The sequence below is a fragment of the Pseudomonas canadensis genome, from assembly GCF_030980095.1.
Taxonomy (GTDB): Bacteria; Pseudomonadota; Gammaproteobacteria; order Pseudomonadales; family Pseudomonadaceae; genus Aquipseudomonas; species Aquipseudomonas canadensis.
In genome coordinates this window covers 4,476,491-4,497,953 of the sequence record NZ_CP133298.1, presented here as the reverse complement: position 1 = coordinate 4,497,953, position 21,463 = coordinate 4,476,491, and the positions used below count along the sequence as shown (strand labels likewise).

Sequence of the window (21,463 nt, the reverse complement as noted above, 5' to 3'; positions counted from 1 at the left end):
CTCAAGATGTAAGGTTCACGCAGCTTTGGGTTTTGGGGGAAACTTCGGGGCATGCAAACCCAGCTGCATCCCGCGCTCCACCATGCCCATGATGTCTTCCTGGGCCACTTCGAACAGGCGCTTGAGGTTGGGGAGGACGAAGTACAGCGGTTGCAGGATGTCGATGCGATACGGCGTGCGCATCGCCTCCAGTGGATCGAACACCTGGTGTTCGGGCTCGGACGACAGGCTGTACACCGTCTCCTTGGGCGACGACAGAATGCCGCCACCGTAGATGCGCCGACCTTCGGGCGTGTCCACCAGGCCGAACTCGATGGTCATCCAGTACAGGCGCGCCAGGTACACGCGTTGCTCCTTGGTGGCCGCCAGGCCGAGCTTGCCGTAGGTGTGGGTGAATTCGGCGAACCAAGGATTGGTCAGCAGCGGGCAGTGGCCGAAGATCTCATGGAAAATGTCCGGCTCTTGCAGGTAGTCCAGTTCTTCGCGGGTGCGGATAAACGTCGCCACTGGAAACTGCTTGTTGGCCAGCAACTCGAAGAACGTCTGGAAGGGGATCAGCGCCGGCACACGGGCGACTTGCCAGCCGGTGGTTTCGGCCAGCACCTGGTTGATCTCGCCCAATTGCGGGATGCGGTCATGGGGCAGGCCGAGCTTGTCGATGCCATCCAGGTATTCCTGGCAGGCGCGACCCTCGATCACTTTCAACTGGCGAGTGATCAGGGTGTTCCACACCGCATGTTCTTCCGGCGAGTAGTGGATAAAACCTTGCGCATCGGGCTCGCGGGCCACGTACTGCGTCTGCTTCATACGGCTCTCCTGCTAGGCATTCGTTCTTGTTATGTCCTGCGATGAGCTTATTGATAACCCGTGCGCGGCCGGATTCCACTCGTTTAAAACGGCTCTGCGTAGGAAAACTTACCATTTTTCGTAAAGTATTCGTTACGCTTGTGAGGCTGGCCGCTGCATTGGGCTGGGAAAAGCCTGCAAGCTGTCACATAATCTTGACGACTATCTGCGCCCAGCGACATAAAGACGCGGCGCCTCCCCACTTTTCGGGCCTCTTCATGCGTATCAAAGTGCACTGCCAGAACCGCATCGGCATCCTGCGGGACATCCTCAACCTGTTGGTGGAATACGGTGTCAACGTCGCCAAGGGCGAGGTCGGCGGTGAGCATGGCAATGCCATCTACCTGTTTTGCCCGAATCTGGTGAACATGCAGTTCCAAGCGCTGCGCCCGCAGTTCGAGGCGATTGCCGGAGTGTTCGGCGTCAAAAGGGTAGGGCTGATGCCCAGTGAGCGTCGGCATATGGAGCTTAATGCACTGCTCGGCGCGCTGGAGTTCCCGGTACTGTCCATCGACATGGGTGGTTCTATCGTCGCCGCCAACCGCGCGGCGGCGCAGTTGCTCGGGGTGCGGGTGGATGAGGTGCCGGGCATTCCGTTGTCGCGGTATGCCGAGGACTTCGACTTGCCGGAACTGGTGCGCGCGAGCAAATCGCGGATCAACGGTCTGCGGGTCAAGGTCAAGGGCGACGTGTTCTTGGCGGACATCGCGCCGCTGCAATCCTCCGAGCATGATGACAGCGAGGCCATGGCCGGTGCCGTGCTGACCCTGCACCGCGCCGACCGCGTCGGCGAGCGCATCTACAACGTTCGCAAGCAGGAGCTGCGTGGCTTTGACAGCATCTTCCAAAGCTCCAAAGTCATGGCCGCCGTGGTGCGCGAAGCCCGACGCATGGCGCCGCTGGATGCGCCTCTATTAATAGAAGGCGAAACCGGCACCGGCAAGGAACTGCTGGCGCGCGCCTGTCACTTGGCCAGCCCGCGTGGGCAATCGCCGTTGATGGCGCTTAATTGCGCGGGCTTGCCAGAGTCGATGGCCGAGACCGAGCTGTTCGGCTACGGTCCCGGCGCATTCGAAGGCGCACGGGCCGAAGGCAAGTTGGGGCTATTGGAACTGACGGCGGGCGGTACGTTGTTTCTCGATGGTGTCGGGGAGATGAGCGCGCGGCTACAGGTGAAGTTGCTGCGTTTTTTGCAGGATGGATGCTTCCGACGTGTAGGCAGCGATGAAGAGGTGTACCTGGACGTGCGCGTGATCTGCGCGACCCAGGTGGACTTGTCCGAGCTGTGTGCCCGTGGCGAATTCCGCCAGGACCTTTATCACCGCCTCAACGTGCTGTCGCTACATATTCCACCGCTGCGCGAATGCCTCGATGGTTTGGCGCCGCTGGTTGATCACTTTCTCGACCAGGCCAGTCGCCAGATCGGCTGCCCGTTGCCCAAGCTGGCGCCAGCAGCCATGGATCGCCTTAGCCACTACCACTGGCCGGGCAACGTACGGCAGTTGGAAAACGTGTTGTTCCAGGCGGTGTCGTTATGTGACGGCGGGACTGTCAAGGCCGAACATATCCGGTTGCCGGATTACGGCGTGCGTCAGCCGCTTGGCGATTTCTCGCTGGAGGGTGGCCTGGATGACATCGTCGGGCGGTTTGAGAAGGCGGTGTTGGAAGTCTTGTACGCTGAGCATTCCAGCAGCCGGCAGTTGGGTAAGCGACTGGGGGTATCCCACACCACCATCGCCAATAAACTGCGCGATTACGAAATCCTGAAGACCGATAAATAATTCGCGGACACTACGCGGTCAAAATGTGGGAGCGGGCTTGCTCGCGAATGCGGTGTGTCATTCAACACATGAGTGAGTGAACCACCGCATTCGTGAGCAAGCCCGCTCCCAAATCGGATCTTCGTCGTTTTCCAGACATGTGTTTGCCGCAGGCGGCAGTAGTCCGCCGTTTTTTCGACTCGCGCTCAATCCAGAAATCTCTCCACCTCACGGCAAACCCCCGCCCCGCCTGTACTTCACCTTCTTTTCAAAAGTTGGTTCGCAAATTGCTTAAGCCTCATCAGTACAGCGGTGGGCGGCAAGCGTCCGTCAGAAAGAGGAAAGAGCGTGGACAAGTACCTTTATGTGGCAATGACCGGCGCCAGCCAGAATGCTCTGGCGCAGAAGGCCCATGCCAACAACCTGGCGAACATTTCCACCAATGGTTTCCAACGTGACCTGGAGCAGGCACGTTCGATGCCGGTGTTCGGTGACAGCTTTCCGGCGCGGGCGTTTGCCTTGACTGAGCGCCCGGGCACTGACTTTTCTCCTGGCGCGATGATCGAGACCGGCCGTGACCTGGACGTCGCCGTCAGCGGTAATGGCTGGATGGCTGTGCAGACCCCGGACGGCAGCGAAGCCTATGTACGCAGCGCGAGCATGAACGTCGATGCATTGGGCGTGCTGCGCGCCGGCAACGGCATGCCGATCATGGGCAACGGTGGTCCGATTGCCGTGCCGCCCCAGCAGAAAATTGAAGTGGGTGCCGACGGCACCATCAGCATCCGCGCCATGGGTGAAGGCCCGCGCGTGATGGCTGAAGTGGACCGCATCAAGCTGGTCCAGCCGGACCTGAAGAACATGAATAAAGGCCTCGACGGCACTATCCACACCAAGGATGGCCAGCCGGCCCAGGCTGACGCGACGGTCACGCTGACCTCGGGCTTCCTGCAGGCGAGCAATGTCAACGCGGTGGAAGAAATGACCGCGGTGCTGGCGCTTTCCAAGCAGTTCGAGCTGCACATCAAGATGATGAACAGCGCCAAGGAAGACGACCAAGCCATGACGCGCGTCATGCAGATGAGCTGATTGCAGCCCACTCACTAATTTTGCGATGCAGCGCCAACAAACAGGCGCACGAAGGAGAACAGCATGCTTCCGGCTCTATGGGTTGCCAAAACAGGTTTGTCCGCCCAGGACACCAACCTGACCACCATTTCCAACAACTTGGCCAACGTGTCGACCACGGGTTTCAAACGTGACCGTGCCGAGTTCCAGGACTTGCTCTATCAGATCAAGAAGCAGCCGGGCGCCCAGTCCACCCAGGACAGCGAACTGCCGTCGGGTCTGCAATTGGGTACCGGTGTGCAGATCGTCGGCACCCAGAAGAACTTCAGCGCCGGTAACCTGCAACAGACCGGCCAGCCGCTGGACATGGCCATCAACGGCCGTGGTTTCTTCCAGATCCTGCAACCGGATGGCACCACGTCCTACACCCGTGACGGTACGTTCCACCTGGATTCCAACGGCCAGATCGTCACCGCCAACGGCTTTGCCCTGGAACCGGCCGTGGTCGTCCCCGCAGACGCCAAGACCTTCACCGTCGGCAACGACGGCACCGTGTCCATCACCGTGGCCGGCAACCCCGCGTCGCAAGTGATCGGCAACCTGCAGACCGCCGACTTCATCAACCCGGCCGGCCTGCAAGCCATGGGCAACAACCTGTTCCTGGAAACCGCCTCCAGCGGCGCGCCGCAAATCGGCACCCCTGGCTTGAACGGTTTCGGCACCACGCTGCAAAGCACCCTGGAAACCTCCAACGTGAGCACGGTCGAGGAGATGGTCAACATGATCACCACCCAGCGCGCCTACGAGATGAACTCCAAGGTGATCTCCACCGCCGACCAGATGCTTTCGTTCGTAACGCAGAATCTGTAATCAAGTCTATGGGGCGCTCTTGAGGCGCCTGCAACACCGTGAGGTAAGGGTCATGAATCGCTATGTTTCTGTTCTGGCATTGAGTGGGATTGCCGTGCTCGCGGGCTGTGTCGCCCCGACGCCAAAACCCAATGACCCGTACTACGCGCCGGTGTTGCCACGCACACCGTTGCCAGCGGCCGCCAACAATGGCTCGATCTACCAGGCCGGTTTCGAACAGAACCTGTACAGCGACCGTAAGGCGTTCCGGGTCGGTGACATCATCACCATCACCCTGAACGAGCGCACCCAGGCCAGCAAGAACGCTAACTCGCAGATCGGCAAGACCAGCAAGGCCAACCTCGGCCTGACCTCGTTGTTCGGCGCGGTGCCCAACACCAATAATCCATTGGGTGACGGCGACCTCAGCCTCAGCGCCGGCTACAGCGGCGATCGTGCCACCAACGGCAAGAGCGCGGCAGGGCAGGGCAACAGCCTGACCGGTTCGATCACCGTGACCGTGGCCGACGTATTGCCCAACGGCATCATCGCCGTGCGCGGTGAAAAGTGGATGACCCTCAACACCGGCGACGAGCTGGTGCGCATTGCCGGCATGGTCCGCGCCGATGACATCTCCACCGACAACACGGTGCCGTCGACGCGGATTGCCGATGCGCGCATCACCTACTCGGGTACAGGTTCGTTCGCTGATGCAAGCCAGCCGGGCTGGTTCGACCGTTTCTTCCTTAGCCCGCTGTTCCCTTTCTAGGTGGCCACTTTGAACTTCAAACAGCTGATGGCGGCCGCACTCCTGCTTTCCTTGAGCGCTGTCGCCCAGGCCGAACGCCTGAAGGACATCGCCAGCATCTCCGGCGTGCGTTCCAACCAGTTGATCGGTTACGGCCTGGTGGTGGGGCTCAACGGTACGGGTGACCAGACCACGCAGACCCCGTTCACCTTGCAGACCTTCAACAACATGCTCTCGCAGTTCGGCATCAAGGTGCCGGCGGGTTCGGGCAACGTGCAGTTGAAAAACGTCGCGGCGGTGTCGATCAGTGCTGACTTGCCGGCGTTCTCCAAGCCGGGCCAGGTGGTGGATATCACTGTGTCGTCCATCGGTAACTCGAAGAGCCTGCGCGGCGGCACCTTGCTGATGACGCCCCTCAAGGGTATCGACGGCAACGTCTACGCCATTGCCCAGGGCAACCTGGTGGTGGGCGGTTTTGACGCCGAAGGTCGCGACGGTTCGAAGATCACCGTCAACGTGCCGTCAGCCGGTCGAATCCCGGGTGGTGCCACCGTTGAGCGCACCGTGCCAAGCGGTTTCAATCAAGGCAACAGCCTGACCCTGAACCTCAATCGCTCCGACTTCACCACCGCCAAGCGCGTGGTCGACAAGATCAACGACATGCTCGGCCCTGGCGTGGCCCAGGCCATCGACGGCGGCTCGATCCGTGTGACCGCGCCGCTGGACCCAAGCCAGCGCGTCGACTACCTGTCGATCCTGGAAAACCTTGAAGTCGACCCAGGCCAGGCCGTGGCCAAAGTCATCATCAACTCGCGTACTGGCACCATCGTGATCGGTCAGAACGTCAAGGTATCGCCAGCAGCGGTGACCCACGGCAGCCTGACCGTGACCATCACCGAAGACCCGATCGTCAGCCAGCCGGGGCCATTGTCCAACGGCCAGACGGCGGTGGTGCCGCGTTCGCGCGTCAACGCCCAGCAAGAAGCCAAGCCTATGTTCAAGTTCGGCCCCGGCACCACCCTGGATGAGATTGTCCGCGCGGTGAACCAGGTGGGCGCAGCGCCCGGCGACTTGATGGCGATTCTTGAAGCACTGAAGCAGGCCGGCGCCTTACAAGCCGACCTGATCGTGATCTGAGGCCATGGCCATGGATATGCGCAAGAGCGGCATCAGCAGCACGGCGGACTCGGGGTCTTACTCCGACTTGAACCGGCTTAACCAGCTCAAGGTCGGTGCCGACAAGAACAGCGAAGGCAACATGCGCAAGGTGGCGCAGGAGTTCGAATCGCTGTTCCTGAGCGAGATGCTCAAGTCCATGCGTTCGGCCACCGAGGCGTTGGGCAAGGACAACCCGATGAACACGCCCGCCGCCAAGCAGTACCAGGAAATGTACGACCAGCAGCTGGCGGTCTCGATGTCCCGCGAAGGCGGTGGTATCGGCTTGGCCGACGTGCTGATGCGCCAGATGCAGAAGAACAAACCGGTGGAGGCCCAGGCCGCCACCTTGCAAGGCCCGGCGGCGGCTGAGCCTGTGAAGAAAGTTGATGTGCCGACAGAAATTGCCGCGGGCACCCAGGCTGACGGGCCTTTGGGTCGCTCCAATGGCCAGCGTCCGCTGTGGGCTTACCGCGTGGCTGAGCCACAGGCGGGTGCCCCGTCGGCCCATAGCAACGACATGGAATTGATGAATCAGCGGCGCATCGCCTTGCCGAGCAAGCTGACTGATCGCCTGCTTGCCGGCATTGTGCCAAGCACCCAGGTGACCGGCGAAGCCAAGGCCGCGCCACTGCGTAACAGCGCCGCTGACGACAACGTCGTCAACAGTGCGGCGCGCACCTTCGCCGTGCCGAGCGGGCGCATGCAGGTCTACGGCCGCGCCGTGGCCCAGCCACCGTTGGCACCGGCGAAGAAAGCCTTCAGTTCGCAAGATGAATTTGTCGCCACCATGTTGCCGATGGCCAAGGCGGCCGCCGCGCGTATTGGTGTCGATCCGAAGTACCTGGTGGCCCAGGCTGCCCTGGAAACCGGCTGGGGTAAATCGGTGATGCGCGCCGAAGACGGCAGCAGCAGCCACAACCTGTTCGGCATCAAGGCCGGCCAGAGTTGGCAGGGCGGCCAGGCGCGCGCGATCACCAGCGAGTTCCGTGATGGAGCGATGGTCAAGGAGACGGCACAGTTCCGTTCCTACGACTCCTATCAGGACAGCTTCCATGACCTGGTGACGTTGCTGCAAAGCAATGATCGCTATAAAGAAGTTGTGAAGTCGGCCGACAACCCGGAACAGTTTGTGCGCGAGTTGCAAAAAGCCGGTTACGCCACCGATCCGGCCTATGCCAGCAAGATTTCGCAGATCGCCAAAACGATGGACAGTTACCAGAATTACGCTGCCGCTGGCGCAACCACACATTTATAAGGTCTGAACCATGAGTTTGCTCAGTATCGGGATGTCAGGACTCAATTCCGCTCAAGGATCGTTGTCGGTCTTGAGTAACAACATTGCCAACGCCAACACAGCGGGTTACTCACGGCAGCAGACCACCCAGAACGCCAACGCGGCGAACCAGTTCGGTGGCGTGTTCATCGGCAGTGGCACCACCCTGGCCGATGTACGCCGGGTATATAACGAGTTTCTCGACGCGGCGTACCAGAACAGCACCTCGCTCAACAGCGATGCCAAGGCGTATCTGGATCAGGTCAGCGCCGTGGACAAGACGCTGTCGGACAAGACCACCGGCATGTCGTCCGTGCTCAGCGCGTTCTTCGCGGCGGCTCAGACCGCATCCGCCAATCCGAGCGACACGTCGGCGCGCCAGATTCTGCTCACCAGCGCCCAGACCTTGAGCAACCGGTTCAACTCGATCTCCAACCAGTTGAGCCAGCAAAAAGAGACCATCAACAGTCAGTTGACCTCCATGGCTGACCAGGTCAACCAACTGACCTCGTCGATTGCGTCCCTCAACAAGCAGATCAACCAGGTTCAAGGCGCGTCGAACACCACGCCGGCCAACCTGCTGGATGCGCGCGCCGAGGCCGTACGCTCGCTCAATGAGCTGATCGGCGTGACCGCCACCGAGAAAAACGGTGTGTTCAGTGTCAGCACCGGCACCGGTCAATCCCTGGTGCTGGGCGATCAGTCCAACTCGATTTCTGCAGTGCCTGGCAAGGACGATCCGACCCAGTACACCATTCAGATGAACATGCCGGGTAACACGGCGGTAGACATAGGCAATGTGATCAGTGGCGGCAGTATCGGCGGCCTGATGCGCTATCGCAGTGACGTGTTGATGCCAGCCATCAACGACTTGGGTCGCATCGCCATCGTCACCGCCGATACGATCAACAGCCAGTTGGGGCAGGGCATCGACCTCAACGGTGAGTTCGGCGCGTCGATGTTCAAGGACATCAACAGCGCGGCGGCGGTGGCTTTGCGTAGTGTGGCTGGCCAAGGCAACCAAGGCGCCGGTAGCCTGGGTGTGACGATCAAGGACTCCAGCAAGCTGACCAACTACGATTACAAGGTCACCTTCAGTGACCCGACCAATCTCAACAAAGTGACGGTGCAGCGCTCCGATGGCAAAGCCATGGGCACCTTTGATATCTCCGCCACACCGCCTTCGGTGATCGACGGCTTTACCCTTGAGCTTAAAAATGGCCCGATGTCGGCCGGTGACAGCTTCAAGGTCAGCCCGACCGCCAGCGGCGCGAAGGACATCGGCACAGTCCTCACCGACCCGAGCAAGATTGCCTTCGCTGCACCGCTCAAAGGCGAGGCCAGCAAAACCAACCAGGGCACCGGCACCTTCACGCCGCCGACCTTGACCGTGCCGCTGGATCTCCAGGGCGGCGCCAATACCGCGCAACTGCGCGTCGGCATTGAAAACTCGATGCCGGTGAAGATGGTATTTGGCAAGCCTGCGGCCGACGGCACCCAGAGCTACACGATCAACGACGCCAAGGGCGATCCGATCGGCACCGGCACCATTATTCCGGGTCAGGCCAACAAGATCAGCATCAACGTACCGATGCGCGATGCCAGCGGCGCCCTGGTGGTGCCGGCCAAGAGCTTCAGCTTTGACACCTCGGTGGCTGGCTCACCGACCGATGGTGACAGCACCACCTTTTCGTTTAATGCCAGTGGCAAGTCCGACAACCGCAATGCCCAGGAACTGCTGAACCTGCAAACCAAGGCGACCGTAGGCGTGGCGGCAGATGGCACCGGCGGCACCAGCCTGGTCGGGGCCAACAGCAAGTTGGTCTCGACGGTCGGCGCCAAGGCCGCAGCGGCCACCACGGACACGACTGCCACCAACGCGTTGCTGACGGCTAACAAAAATGCGCGCAACTCCGTGTCCCAGGTCAACCTGGATGAAGAGGCGGGCGACATGATCAAGTTCCAGCAGTACTACACAGCGTCGTCGCAGATCATCAAGGCTGCGCAAGAAACCTTCAGCACGCTGATCAATAGTCTTTAAGGGAGTCTGGGACGATGCGCATTTCTACACAGCAGTATTTCGACACCAGTGCCGCCAAGTACCAGAACAACTATGCCGGCGTGGTGCAGGCTCAGCAGCAGGCGAGTTCCGGCGTGCGCGTGCAAACCGCTGGGGATGACCCGGTGGCGGCGCAGCGTTTGCTGATGCTGCAGCAGCAGAAAGACATGCTGGCGCAGTTCAGTGGCAACATCACCAATATCCAGAGCTCGCTGACTAACGAAGAAAGCGTGTTGACCGCGATCAGCGCGACGATCCAGGCCGCCAGCCAGTTGGCGTTGAAGGCCGGTGGCGTGACCAGTGATGCCGATCGCAAATCCATCTCGGTCGAAGTGGGTGCCCTTGAAGACCAGTTGCTGGGCTTGCTCAACAGCAAGGATGCGGCGGGCAACTACCTGTTCTCCGGCTCCAAGACCGATACGCCACCGTACTCGCGCAACATTGACGGCACCTACAATTATCAGGGCGACGAAAACGAGCTGAGCCTGCAGGTTTCCGAGACGTTGACCGTGCGTACGGGCGACACCGGCAAGACCATTCTGGAAGGCGCGGCCAACAACAGCCGCACCCAGTCCACATACACCACGCCGGCCCCTGTGCCTCCGGCGACGACACCGTCGCAGGTGAATGACAACAAAGTTGCCATCTCGGCCGGTCTGATTACCTCGAGTGTCGACTACAGTAAGTCGTTCGCCGACGGTCAGCCGTACAAAGTGACCTTCAGCAGCAGCACCCAGTACGTGGTGACCGACAAGGACAACAACGACATTACCTCGCAACTCCCGGGTAATGGCACGTTCGACTCCACCAAGGAAGGCAGCGCCAGCATCAACATACGCGGGGTCAAGTTCGATATCACCGTCGACCTGACCGACAAAGCCACCGGGCCTGATGCCGATGCCATGGTCAAAGGCCGTGAGTTCACCCTGGCCGCCAAGCCGGACACGTTTAACGTCTCCCGCACCGCTAGCAACACGTCGCCGACGCAGCTGACCAATGCCACGGTCAGCAACCCCGCTAAATATGCCAGCACCTTCCCGGCCAACAGCGGTGTGCTGGTCAAGTTCAGCGACACTGATTCGTCGGCCTTCCAGGTGTTTGCACAGCCCTACAACGCCAACAGCAAGCCGATTGATTCAGGCGTCATCGACACCACTACCACGCCGAACTCGATCACTGTCGCCGGTGTGACCTTTGGCTTGAGTGGCACACCGGCTGTGGGTGATCAATTCGCGATCGGCGCCAGCACCCAGAAAACCCAGAGTGCGCTCGACACCTTGAGCCAATTGCGCAAGGCCCTGGAGCAACCGGCCGACGGTATTCCTGGCGCGCGGGTGAAGCTGCAGGATGCCCTGAACGCCGCTGTCAGCAACCTGACCAGTTCCGCGGACCAAGTGGACAACGTGCGCGGTTCCATCGGCGCGCGGCAGAACGCGCTCACCGTGCAGTCCAGCGAAAACGAAAGTGTCGGGCTGGCCAACAAATCGACCATGAGCGCCCTGGCGAACATCGACATGGGCGAAGCGGCGATCAACCTGACCCTGCAGCAAACCATGCTGGAGGCGTCGCAGTTGGCCTTCGTGAAAATCTCGCAGTTGAGCCTGTTCAACAAGATGTAAATAGCTTTACGTCAAGCGGCCCGCCCTGGAAACAGGGCGGGCCGTTGTCGTTTCCGGGATTTAATTGTTTGAAGGTTTTGCATAAAGCACACAAAATTGAGTGACCTGTGAGTCATAAAGCGCATCTTCACTGTATCGTGTGAAAAGGATAAGTCGTCACAGGGTCCTTGCGAGACGGCTTTCAGCGAGATTTTTATGGGGTTATCCCCTTTATTGTCAGCACTCCGGGCGTGGCCCAGGGGTGTTCTCCAGCTATTTAGTATTGGGAAGCCACAATGATTGGCATAAAAAGCATCGCCAGTTACGTGCCGGCAGACGGGATCGATAACTACGCCCAGGGTGCCAAATTCGCCAAGGATGAAGAATTCATCATTGGCAAGATCGGTTCGGCGTTCCTGCCGCGCAAGGAAGCCGCGCAGGAAACCTCCGATCTGTGTGTCGAGGCGGTCAACGCTTTGTTTGCCAACAACCCGGATTTGAAACGCGAATCCATTGACGCGCTGATCGTCGTCACCCAGAACGGTGATGAAGAGGGCTTGCCCCACACGGCGGCCATCGTCCAGGACAAGCTCGGCCTGCCGACCCACGTCGCGGCCTTTGATATCTCCCTGGGTTGTTCCGGTTACGTCTACGGCATCTATGCGATGAAGGGCTTCATGGAAGCCGCGGGCCTGAAAAACGGCCTGCTGATCACCGCTGACCCGTACTCCAAGATCGTCGACCCGGAAGATCGCAACACCACCATGCTGTTTGGCGATGCTGCTACTGCCACCTGGATGGGCGAAGATGCGCCGTGGTTGCTGGGCAAGTCGAAGTTCGGCACCGACGGTTCCGGTGCGCCGCACCTGAAGGTCAGTGACGGCGTGTTCTTCATGAACGGCCGCCAGGTCTTCAACTTCGCCCTGCTCAAGGTGCCGGCGCATTTGCATGAGCTGCTCAATGAGTCAGATCTCAAGGCCGATGAGATCGATGCGTTCTGCATCCACCAGGGCAGTGCGGCGATTGTCGACGCCGTGGCGCGTCGTTTTGAAGATGCACCCGTGGACAAGTTCATCAAGGACATGGTCGAGACCGGTAATACCGTGTCGTCGAGCATTCCGCTGCTGCTGGAAAAGCACGTGATGGACGCTACCTGGAAGCGCGTGGCAATCAGCGGTTTTGGTGTGGGCCTGTCGTGGGGCTCGGCGATTCTCTATCGCCCTTGATGCCTTGATAGCTTCAATAAAAAACGCCGAGGTTCGAAAGAGCCTCGGCGTTTTTTATTTGGCGCCAGAAAACCCAATGAAAACGGGGTTTGGGGCCCGCGTAAACCCTTGAATTGCAAGGGGTGGCACGGCGCCAGTAAAAAAATCAAAAAAAATCCTCAAGCAACCGGCTAGCACGACGATAACTATTACGTAGGTTCTCAGGCCACACCCGGCGGTTGCCAGGGCCGGAAGCCGCAGTATCCATCCAACGAGGATTTCGTCATGGCTTTAACAGTAAACACCAACATTGCTTCCATCACTACTCAGGGCAACCTGAACAAAGCTGGCGGCGCCCTGGCCACTTCCATGCAGCGCCTGTCTTCCGGCCTGCGTATCAACAGCGCTAAAGACGACGCTGCCGGCCTGCAGATCGCTAACCGCCTGACCAGCCAAATCAACGGCCTGGGCCAAGCAGTCAAAAACGTGAACGATGGTATCTCGATCGCTCAGACCGCTGAAGGCGCGATGCAGGCTTCGACCGACATCCTGCAAAAAATGCGTACCCTGGCTCTGTCCTCGGCTACTGGTTCCCTGAGCGCTGACGACCGTAAGTCGAACAACGACGAATACCAGGCTCTGACTTCGGAACTGACCCGTATCTCGCAAACCACTACTTTCGGTGGCCAGAAGCTGCTGGACGGTTCGTACGGTACCAAAGCTATCCAGGTTGGCGCCAACGCCAACGAAACCATCAACCTGAGCCTGGAAAACGTTTCGGCCAGCACTATTGGCTCGCAGCAAGTCAAAAGCAAGGCCATTGCGCCGAGTGCGACCGGCTTGGCTGGCGGCAACATCACTGTAACCGGCAACGGTCAAACTAAAACTGTCGCTTACGGTGCAGCGGCTTCGGCAAAAGATATTGCTGCTGGTTTGAACGGTTCGATCGGTGGCCTGACTGCTACCGCCAGCACTGAAGTGAAGCTGGAAGTGGGTGCAGCAACACCTTCGAATTTCACCTTGGCTGTAGGTACCAGTGGCGCTGTAAATTTCGTAGGTGTTACCGACCTGGCGAGCCTGGCTGATCAACTGAAGTCTAACGCAGCCAAGCTTGGCATCAGCGTTAACTATGACGAATCTAACAAAACTCTGTCGGTTAAGTCTGACTCTGGCGAAAACCTGTCGTTCGCAGGCGCTGATGCCAACGCTCAGGCGAACATCAAGGTCGGCGCGAAAGATGGTTCCGGTGCATTCGCTACTACTACTGCGCTGGGTGCTCCTGCGATCATCGTTACCGGTCAAGTTTCTCTTGACTCGGCTAAGGGCTACTCCCTAAGCGACACCGGTACCGGTGTTTCGGATGTGTTCTCCGCCGCTACCGTTTCGTCGACCAAGACCACCATCGCTCAAACCGACGTGACCGACGCCACCAAGGCCCAAAACGCCCTGGCTGTAATCGACAAAGCCATCGGCACCATCGACGGCGTTCGTTCGGGTCTGGGTGCTACCCAGAACCGTCTGACTACTACTGCAGACAACCTGCAGAACATTCAGAAGAACTCCACCGCTGCACGTTCCACCGTTCAGGACGTCGACTTCGCTTCCGAAACCGCCGAACTGACCAAGCAACAAACCCTGCAATCGGCTTCCACCGCGATCCTGTCGCAGGCTAACCAGCTGCCATCCGCTGTACTGAAGCTGCTTCAGTAAGCCCAGCGCTTGGTAACTAACGGAAGGGCGCGTCTACGTGCCCTTCCGTTTTTCGGTTTAGAGGAGATTGGACATGGACATGAGTGTAAAGCTGAACCAGTCTTATCCGCCGGTTGCCCCTCAAGGCGCACCTGCACCGGTAGCAGCTGCCGATAAAAGCATCACCAAAGTCCAGGAAGCGCCAGCCACAGGCAAAGAGCCTGAGCGCGCGGACCTGGAAAAAGCAGTAACCGATATTCGCGAATTTGTACAAGCTGCCCAGCGCAGTCTGGATTTTTCCATTGATGACTCCACCCATCGAGTGGTGGTCAAGGTCATCGCCACCGACAGTGGTGAAGTGATTCGCCAGATTCCTTCGGAAACGGCACTGAAGCTGGCACAGAACCTTTCCAGCGCAAGCCACCTGTTGTTTGACGACAAAGCCTGAGCTGGCATGAAACTTGTTGCTGTCTTGTCTTGAGGCATAACCAGTCAAGATAACGGCAGCCACCGAACAGGAGATAGATGATGGCGGGTTCAACGGTAAGTGGTATCGGTTCAAACATCGATACGCAAGCGATCGTGAAGTCCTTGGTGGACGCCGAAAAGGTGCCCAAGCAGACGCAGATCAATACCGCGTCCCAGAAGGCGACCACCACGCTGTCTTCGATCGGCAAGATTCAGGCGGCGCTGGATGCGTTTCGTGGTGCGCTGGACACCATGTCCAAGGACAGCAGCTTTACCGGTTTGACCGGTTCCTCTTCGGATGAGAAGACGGCGACCATGACGGCCAGTAATACGGCGTCGAATGGTAGCTTCCGGCTGATCGTCGACCAGTTGGCTCAGGCGTCAAAGTTGTCGAGTAAAAACTTCACTGGCGGCACTTCGACAGTTGTTAATGCCACGAACAAGCCGACTACGTTGACCATTTCCCAGTCAGGTAAGAATTACGATCTCAGCGTTCCGGCCGGTGCAACCTTGCAGCAGGTGCGAGATTCGATCAATTCCCAGTTCGGCACATCGGGGTTGAGTGCAAACATCCAGACCGACTCCAATGGTTCTCGGTTGATCCTTACTTCGACGACCATGGGCACGGGCTCGGACCTCACGCTTTCGGGCACTTCTGGGCTGGACGTGGGTTCCACTGTTGTCGATTATCCCAAGGATGCGCAGTACAGCATTGATGGTGTTGCGTCTGTATCCAAGACCAACAATATCGAAGGTGCCCTTAGTGGTGTGAACATCAAGTTGGTGGCAACTTCAACTTACAAGACGGGCACGTCCGGCGATAAAAACGCTACGCTCATCACCGTCAGTACCAACAATACGGCGCTGAAGTCTGGGGTAAAGGGCTTTATTGATACTTACAACGCCTTGATTACGGCCATGAATGCCGAAACCAAGGTCACCAAGAACCTGGACGGCAGCACCACGCCAGCCGCCCTGACAGGCGACTCGACCATGCGATCGCTGCAGGCCGCGATCCGTAATGAGTTCAATGAGTTGTCCGGGACGGGTCAGTTCAAGTCCTTGGCTCAATTTGGTATCAGCACCAGCTCTACCACTGGACTGCTGACGATTGATGACAAGAAGTGGGATGCGGCGGTTAAAACCAACGGTGCCGACATCAATAGCATGTTCACCGGCAAGGATGGCATGCTGGCGCGTATGAAAAGCGCGACCGATGATTTCGCCAAGGCGTCTACTGGCGTTCTGGCCACACGCTCCACCTCACTGTCTGACAGCCTGAAAGACCTGGGCAAGCAGCAGGAAACCCTGAACGAGCGTATGGACCTGCTGACCAAAAGCCTGTCCGACAAGTACAACGCCATGGACACCCTGGTCGCCCAGCTGCGCCAGCAAAGCACCAGCGTCATGACCACGCTCAACGCCTTGAACAACCCCAAGACCAATAATTGATTCCAAGTGAATGCAAAAGGCCAGGCAACCTGCCTGGCCTTTTTGTATCGGAGGACGACTGGTGCTAAAGCTTTTTGCGACCCAGTCGACATATTGGTTACTGAAATCCTTTTCGCTGTCGCCTGTCACGAGGTAGAAACATGAATCCCATGAGAGCCCTTCGCCAATACCAGAAGGTCAATTCCCATGCTCAGATCTCCGAAGCCAGCCCTCATCGTCTGGTGCAGATGCTGATGGAGGGCGGCCTCGACCGCATGGCCCAGGCCAAAGGTGCGTTGGCGCGCGGCGATATCGCGACCAAGGGCCTGATGCTCGGCAAGGCGATTGATATCGTAATCGGCCTGCGTGACGGCCTGGATGCGGAAAAGAGCGATAACCCGGCTTACGTCCAGCAGTTGGAAAGTCTGTATGCCTACATGACCAACCGTCTGATGGAAGCGAATCTGCACAACGATGCCGAGATGATCGACGAAGTAGCGCGTTTGATGATTACCGTTAAAGAAGGCTGGGATGCCATCGGCGCGCCACAGACCGCCGCACAATAAGGCCACCGGCCTTGAGGAACACGTCATGAGCCAAGCACTGCAACGCATTGATGAAACCCGTGAGGCGCTGATCGGCGCGCTGGCGGACCGTAACTGGGACGCCATTGGCGAACTGGACCTGGGCTGTCGTCATGTCATCGACGAGGTGCTCAGTGAAGCGCCGGTCGATGAGGATGCGTTGCGCGAAAAGCTTGAAAGCCTGCTGGCGGTGTACCAGCAATTGCTTGAGGTGACGACTGGCGAGCGCCAGGCGATTTTCGAAGAGATGTCGCAGATCAACCAAGCTAAAAACGCGTCAAAGGTTTACCATCTGTTCGGCTGAATGGGCTCAGTTAGTCCGAACGGTGCGTCATATATTTGACTGTGCCAGCATTTTTGACTTAACTAGTGCTGTTTTCAGATTTCAGACGTCTAGTAAGGTACAAAGTCTTACAGGCGTCTCGATTGCCCTCACTCCGGGGCAGGAAGTTTTACTAGGGAAGTTGCTATTGCATGTGGCGTGAAACCAAAATTCTGCTGATTGATGACGATAGCGTCCGCCGCCGCGATTTAGCGGTGATTTTGAATTTTCTTGGCGAAGAAAATCTGCCCTGCGGCAGCCATGACTGGCAGCAGGCGGTCAGCTCATTGTCATCGAGCCGTGAAGTCATTTGTGTGCTGATCGGGACGGTAAACGCTCCTGGCGCTGTTTTGGGCTTGTTAAAGACACTGTCAACCTGGGATGAGTTCCTTCCCGTGTTGCTAATGGGCGATATTTCTTCCGTCGACCTGCCCGAAGACCAGCGCCGCCGGGTGCTTTCCACCCTGGAAATGCCCCCCAGCTACAGCAAATTGCTCGATTCCCTGCACCGTGCCCAGGTCTATCGCGAGATGTACGACCAGGCCCGCGAGCGCGGCCGTCACCGCGAACCCAACCTGTTCCGCAGCCTGGTCGGCACCAGCCGCGCCATCCAGCACGTGCGCCAGATGATGCAGCAAGTGGCCGATACCGACGCCAGTGTGCTGATCCTCGGTGAGTCCGGCACTGGCAAGGAAGTGGTCGCGCGCAACCTGCACTATCACTCCAAGCGCCGCGACGGGCCTTTCGTGCCGGTCAACTGCGGGGCGATCCCGGCAGAACTGCTTGAAAGCGAACTGTTCGGCCACGAGAAGGGCGCCTTTACCGGCGCGATCACCAGCCGTGCCGGGCGTTTCGAGTTGGCTAACGGCGGCACGCTGTTCCTCGACGAAATCGGCGACATGCCGCTGCCGATGCAGGTCAAGCTGCTGCGCGTATTGCAGGAACGTACCTTCGAGCGCGTGGGCAGCAACAAGACCCAGAGCGTCGACGTGCGCATCATCGCGGCGACCCACAAGAACCTCGAAAGCATGATCGAGGTCGGCAGCTTCCGCGAAGACCTGTACTACCGCCTCAACGTATTCCCGATCGAGATGGCCCCGCTGCGTGAGCGCGTGGAAGACATCCCGTTGCTGATGAACGAGTTGATCTCGCGCATGGAGCACGAGAAGCGTGGTTCGATCCGCTTCAACTCCGCCGCGATCATGTCCCTGTGCCGCCACGGCTGGCCGGGCAACGTGCGCGAGCTGGCCAACCTGGTGGAGCGCATGGCGATCATGCACCCCTACGGCGTGATCGGCGTGGTCGAGCTGCCGAAGAAATTCCGCTACGTCGACGACGAAGACGAGCAACTGGTCGACAGCCTGCGCAGCGACATGGAAGAGCGCGTCGCCATCAATGGCCATACGCCAGACTTTGGCAACACCGCGATGCTGCCGCCCGAAGGCCTGGACCTGAAGGACTACCTCGGCAACCTGGAACAAGGCCTGATCCAGCAGGCCCTGGACGACGCCAACGGCATCGTCGCCCGTGCCGCCGAGCGCCTGCGCATCCGTCGCACCACCCTGGTGGAGAAGATGCGCAAGTACGGCATGAGCCGCAAAGAAGGTGATGAACAGGCGGATGATTGACGCCTGTTTTTTAAATCACTGAAACTTCAGTGGTTTTTTTTCGGCACGGGTATTGCTACAGCCCTCGCAACGTTCCGTTTAACTGACGGTCAGCCAAGCGAGAGAGCATGATGCCCCACGCCGCCCAACATTCTTCCGGTCCTGCGATTGCAGGGCTGGTTCCCTCTGTAGAACAGCAAAGCCGCCAGGGCCTGGAACAGGCTTTTTCGCTGTTCAACCAGATGTCCAGCCAATTGACTGATTCCTACAGCCTGCTCGAAGCCCGGGTTTCTGAGCTCAAAGGCGAGTTGGCGGTGGTCAGTGCCCAGCGCATGGAAGAGCTGGCCGAGAAAGAACGCTTGGCCAACCGCCTGCAAAACCTGCTGTCGCTGCTGCCCGGCGGTGTGATTGTCATCGACGAAGAAGGCCGTGTGCGCGAAGCCAACCCGGCGGCCTGCGACATGCTTGGCCTGCCGTTGGAAGGCGAACTGTGGCGGCATGTCATCACCCGCTGCTTTGCGCCGCGTGAAGACGACGGTCACGAAATTTCCCTGAAAGATGGCCGCCGCTTGTCCATTGCCACTCGTTCCCTGGACGCAGAGCCAGGCCAACTGGTGTTGCTCAATGACCTGACTGAAACCCGTCACCTGCAAGACCAGTTGGCGCGCCATGAGCGTTTGTCATCCCTGGGGCGCATGGTCGCTTCTTTGGCGCATCAGATCCGCACGCCGCTATCGGCTGCCCTGATCTACGCCAGTCATTTGACTGATGAGCAATTGCCCACCGCCACCCACCAGCGTTTTGCCGGTCGCCTCAAGGAGCGTCTGCATGAGTTGGAGCATCAGGTGCGCGACATGCTGGTGTTCGCTCGCGGCGAATTGCCGCTGACCGACCGCATCACGCCGGCCGAGTTGATGCAGGCCCTGCAAGCGGCGGCCGCCGCCCATATTCAAGACGTTCAGGTGCGCTGGCAGTGCGACAGCCACCTCGGTGAGCTGCTGTGCAACCGCGACACGCTGGTGGGTTCGCTGCTCAACCTGATCGAAAACGCCACACAGGCCAGCGGCTCCGGTGCGCGGCTCAAGGTGCACCTGTACAACCGCGGGCAAAACCTGCGCCTGTGCATCAGCGACAGCGGCAGTGGCATCGAGCCCGCTGTGTTGCGGCGCCTGGGCGAACCCTTTTTCACCACCAAGACCAACGGTACCGGCCTGGGCCTGACCGTGGTCAAGGCAGTGGCACGTGCCCATCAGGGAGAATTGCAACTGCATTCCCGTGTTGGGCGTGGCACCTGTGCATTGATGACCTTGCCGCTGTTTTCCAGCGCGGCAAGCGCGGAGTAGAAAGGTTATGGCTATCAAGGTTCTGTTGGTGGAAGACGATCGCGCCCTGCGTGAAGCATTGGCTGACACGCTGCTGTTGGCGGGCCATGACTATCGGGCGGTCGGGTCTGCCGAGGACGCCTTGGAGGCGGTGGAGCAGGAGTCCTTCAGCCTGGTGGTCAGCGACGTCAACATGCCCGGCATGGACGGCCACCAGTTGCTCAGCCTGCTGCGTGCGCGCCAGCCGCAGTTGCCGGTGCTGCTGATGACCGCCCATGGCGCCGTCGAGCGTGCGGTCGACGCCATGCGCCAGGGCGCGGCGGATTACTTGGTCAAACCCTTCGAACCTAAAGCCTTGATCGAGCTGGTCGCGCGGCATGCCTTGGGCGTGATTTCGGCCAGTGAAGGCGAAGGCCCGATTGCCTTCGAGCCGGCCAGTGCGCAATTGCTGGAACTGGCGGCCCGCGTGGCGCGCAGCGATTCCACGGTGCTGATTTCCGGCGAGTCCGGCACGGGCAAAGAGGTGCTGGCACGTTACATCCACCAGCAATCGACCCGCGCCAAGCAGCCGTTTATCGCAATCAACTGCGCGGCGATCCCAGACAACATGCTCGAAGCCACACTGTTCGGCCACGAAAAGGGCTCCTTCACCGGCGCCATCGCGGCCCAGGCGGGCAAGTTCGAACAGGCCGACGGCGGCACCATCCTGCTCGATGAGATTTCGGAAATGCCCCTGGGCCTGCAAGCCAAGTTGCTGCGGGTGCTGCAGGAGCGTGAGGTTGAGCGCGTCGGCGCGCGCAAGCCGATCCAGCTGGATATCCGCGTAGTCGCCACCACCAACCGCGACCTGGCGGGCGAAGTGGCGGCGGGGCGCTTCCGTGAAGACTTGTTCTACCGGCTTTCGGTATTCCCGCTCGCCTGGCGCCCGTTGCGCGAACGCCCGGCGGATATCATTCCCCTGGCCGAGCGTCTGCTGAACAACCACGTCAAAAAAATGAAGCACGCCCAGGCGCGCCTGTCGGCCGAGGCCCAAGCCTGCCTGATCGCCTATCCATGGCCGGGCAATGTGCGGGAACTGGACAACGCCATCCAGCGCGCGCTGATCCTGCAACAGGGCGGCCTGATCCAGCCTCAGGATTTTTGCCTGGCCATGGGCAGCGGTGCGGCGCCGCTGCCAACCCTCGCCCCTGCGCCTATGGTTGCCGAAATCGAAACGGCCGGTGCGCTGGGCGACGATCTGCGTCGCCGTGAATTCCAGATGATCATCGACACCCTGCGCTCCGAGCGCGGCCGTCGCAAAGAGGCTGCCGAGCGTCTGGGCATTAGCCCGCGGACGTTGCGCTACAAGCTGGCGCAGATGCGCGATGCAGGGATGGATGTGGAAGCGTATCTGTTCGCAACATAATCGGTAACAAGGTCGACAAGGTTTGTCGCCTTTTCTTACGAGTTGAACCAGAGCTGGCACCCTTGTTGCTA

At 59.4% G+C, this 21,463-nt stretch carries 18 protein-coding genes; 17 read left to right on the top strand and 1 reads right to left on the bottom strand.

From position 1 onward, the window contains the following. Positions 1–15 precede the first annotated feature (15 nt). A complete protein-coding gene (gene phhA / locus RB216_RS20765) occupies positions 16–807 on the bottom strand; it encodes a phenylalanine 4-monooxygenase (RefSeq protein WP_028617343.1) in 792 nt (263 codons plus the stop codon). Positions 808–1,064: 257 nt separating this feature from the next. Between phhA and RB216_RS20760 the strand changes: the two genes are divergently transcribed. The 17 genes from RB216_RS20760 (at position 1,065) to RB216_RS20680 (ending at position 21,392) form a co-directional block, all read left to right on the top strand. Continuing rightward, positions 1,065–2,627 carry a sigma-54-dependent phenylalanine hydroxylase transcriptional regulator PhhR gene (locus tag RB216_RS20760; protein ID WP_028617342.1) on the top strand — a complete coding sequence of 521 codons (1,563 nt, stop codon included), beginning with the start codon at positions 1,065–1,067 and terminating at the stop codon, positions 2,625–2,627. A 327-nt stretch (positions 2,628–2,954) separates the two neighbouring features. Further along, the gene (locus RB216_RS20755) at positions 2,955–3,695 is read left to right on the top strand and encodes a flagellar basal body rod protein FlgF (protein WP_015885209.1); all 741 of its coding nucleotides are present in this window, start codon (positions 2,955–2,957) and stop codon (positions 3,693–3,695) included. Positions 3,696–3,758: 63 nt separating this feature from the next. Further along, positions 3,759–4,544 carry a flagellar basal-body rod protein FlgG gene (gene flgG / locus RB216_RS20750; RefSeq protein WP_005790105.1) on the top strand — a complete coding sequence of 262 codons (786 nt, stop codon included), beginning with the start codon at positions 3,759–3,761 and terminating at the stop codon, positions 4,542–4,544. Positions 4,545–4,596: 52 nt separating this feature from the next. Continuing rightward, positions 4,597–5,292: a flagellar basal body L-ring protein FlgH gene (gene flgH, locus RB216_RS20745; RefSeq protein WP_028617341.1), complete on the top strand. Its 696-nt coding sequence runs from the start codon at positions 4,597–4,599 to the stop codon at positions 5,290–5,292. Between the two features lie 27 nt (positions 5,293–5,319). Further along, entirely contained in the window at positions 5,320–6,408 is a 1,089-nt protein-coding gene (locus tag RB216_RS20740) for a flagellar basal body P-ring protein FlgI (RefSeq protein WP_033901075.1), read from the top strand. Positions 6,409–6,412: 4 nt separating this feature from the next. Then, positions 6,413–7,684 carry a flagellar assembly peptidoglycan hydrolase FlgJ gene (flgJ, locus tag RB216_RS20735; protein ID WP_061449189.1) on the top strand — a complete coding sequence of 424 codons (1,272 nt, stop codon included), beginning with the start codon at positions 6,413–6,415 and terminating at the stop codon, positions 7,682–7,684. A gap of 10 nt (positions 7,685–7,694) precedes the next feature. After that, positions 7,695–9,743 (top strand): flagellar hook-associated protein FlgK, encoded by a 2,049-nt coding sequence (flgK, locus tag RB216_RS20730; RefSeq protein WP_122687322.1) that lies wholly within the window; start codon positions 7,695–7,697, stop codon positions 9,741–9,743. Between the two features lie 14 nt (positions 9,744–9,757). Continuing rightward, entirely contained in the window at positions 9,758–11,380 is a 1,623-nt protein-coding gene (locus RB216_RS20725; protein ID WP_028617338.1) for a flagellar hook-associated protein 3, read from the top strand. Positions 11,381–11,655: 275 nt separating this feature from the next. After that, on the top strand, positions 11,656–12,585 hold the full coding sequence (locus RB216_RS20720; protein ID WP_010208730.1) for a ketoacyl-ACP synthase III: 930 nt from the start codon (positions 11,656–11,658) through the stop codon (positions 12,583–12,585). Between the two features lie 264 nt (positions 12,586–12,849). Next, complete coding sequence (locus RB216_RS20715) at positions 12,850–14,274, top strand: flagellin N-terminal helical domain-containing protein (RefSeq protein ID WP_308907816.1); 1,425 nt, start codon at positions 12,850–12,852, stop codon at positions 14,272–14,274. 73 nt (positions 14,275–14,347) lie between these two features. Next, complete coding sequence (locus tag RB216_RS20710) at positions 14,348–14,701, top strand: flagellar protein FlaG (protein ID WP_122687325.1); 354 nt, start codon at positions 14,348–14,350, stop codon at positions 14,699–14,701. An 80-nt stretch (positions 14,702–14,781) separates the two neighbouring features. Then, the gene (gene fliD, locus RB216_RS20705; protein WP_028617334.1) at positions 14,782–16,173 is read left to right on the top strand and encodes a flagellar filament capping protein FliD; all 1,392 of its coding nucleotides are present in this window, start codon (positions 14,782–14,784) and stop codon (positions 16,171–16,173) included. Positions 16,174–16,313: 140 nt separating this feature from the next. After that, on the top strand, positions 16,314–16,718 hold the full coding sequence (fliS, locus tag RB216_RS20700; RefSeq protein ID WP_308907815.1) for a flagellar export chaperone FliS: 405 nt from the start codon (positions 16,314–16,316) through the stop codon (positions 16,716–16,718). A gap of 25 nt (positions 16,719–16,743) precedes the next feature. Next, positions 16,744–17,040: a flagellar protein FliT gene (gene fliT / locus RB216_RS20695; protein ID WP_078049623.1), complete on the top strand. Its 297-nt coding sequence runs from the start codon at positions 16,744–16,746 to the stop codon at positions 17,038–17,040. A 170-nt stretch (positions 17,041–17,210) separates the two neighbouring features. Beyond that, a complete protein-coding gene (locus RB216_RS20690; protein WP_028617331.1) occupies positions 17,211–18,686 on the top strand; it encodes a sigma-54 dependent transcriptional regulator in 1,476 nt (491 codons plus the stop codon). A gap of 110 nt (positions 18,687–18,796) precedes the next feature. Continuing rightward, positions 18,797–20,008, top strand: coding sequence for a sensor histidine kinase (locus tag RB216_RS20685; protein ID WP_308908894.1), 1,212 nt, complete (start codon positions 18,797–18,799; stop codon positions 20,006–20,008). 7 nt (positions 20,009–20,015) lie between these two features. Beyond that, positions 20,016–21,392 carry a sigma-54-dependent transcriptional regulator gene (locus RB216_RS20680; RefSeq protein WP_122554744.1) on the top strand — a complete coding sequence of 459 codons (1,377 nt, stop codon included), beginning with the start codon at positions 20,016–20,018 and terminating at the stop codon, positions 21,390–21,392. Positions 21,393–21,463: the final 71 nt, after the last annotated feature.

Bases quoted from the DNA above. Each gene is read 5' to 3' on its own strand.
- phhA (WP_028617343.1), bottom strand. From the start codon at position 807: ATGAAGCAGACGCAGTACGTGGCCCGCGAGCCCGATGCGCAAGGTTTT.
- RB216_RS20760 (WP_028617342.1), top strand. From the start codon at position 1,065: ATGCGTATCAAAGTGCACTGCCAGAACCGCATCGGCATCCTGCGGGAC.
- flgG (WP_005790105.1), top strand. From the start codon at position 3,759: ATGCTTCCGGCTCTATGGGTTGCCAAAACAGGTTTGTCCGCCCAGGAC.
- flgH (WP_028617341.1), top strand. From the start codon at position 4,597: ATGAATCGCTATGTTTCTGTTCTGGCATTGAGTGGGATTGCCGTGCTC.
- RB216_RS20740 (WP_033901075.1), top strand. From the start codon at position 5,320: ATGGCGGCCGCACTCCTGCTTTCCTTGAGCGCTGTCGCCCAGGCCGAA.
- flgJ (WP_061449189.1), top strand. From the start codon at position 6,413: ATGGCCATGGATATGCGCAAGAGCGGCATCAGCAGCACGGCGGACTCG.
- flgK (WP_122687322.1), top strand. From the start codon at position 7,695: ATGAGTTTGCTCAGTATCGGGATGTCAGGACTCAATTCCGCTCAAGGA.
- RB216_RS20725 (WP_028617338.1), top strand. From the start codon at position 9,758: ATGCGCATTTCTACACAGCAGTATTTCGACACCAGTGCCGCCAAGTAC.
- RB216_RS20720 (WP_010208730.1), top strand. From the start codon at position 11,656: ATGATTGGCATAAAAAGCATCGCCAGTTACGTGCCGGCAGACGGGATC.
- RB216_RS20715 (WP_308907816.1), top strand. From the start codon at position 12,850: ATGGCTTTAACAGTAAACACCAACATTGCTTCCATCACTACTCAGGGC.
- RB216_RS20710 (WP_122687325.1), top strand. From the start codon at position 14,348: ATGGACATGAGTGTAAAGCTGAACCAGTCTTATCCGCCGGTTGCCCCT.
- fliD (WP_028617334.1), top strand. From the start codon at position 14,782: ATGGCGGGTTCAACGGTAAGTGGTATCGGTTCAAACATCGATACGCAA.
- fliS (WP_308907815.1), top strand. From the start codon at position 16,314: ATGAATCCCATGAGAGCCCTTCGCCAATACCAGAAGGTCAATTCCCAT.
- fliT (WP_078049623.1), top strand. From the start codon at position 16,744: ATGAGCCAAGCACTGCAACGCATTGATGAAACCCGTGAGGCGCTGATC.
- RB216_RS20690 (WP_028617331.1), top strand. From the start codon at position 17,211: ATGTGGCGTGAAACCAAAATTCTGCTGATTGATGACGATAGCGTCCGC.
- RB216_RS20685 (WP_308908894.1), top strand. From the start codon at position 18,797: ATGCCCCACGCCGCCCAACATTCTTCCGGTCCTGCGATTGCAGGGCTG.
- RB216_RS20680 (WP_122554744.1), top strand. From the start codon at position 20,016: ATGGCTATCAAGGTTCTGTTGGTGGAAGACGATCGCGCCCTGCGTGAA.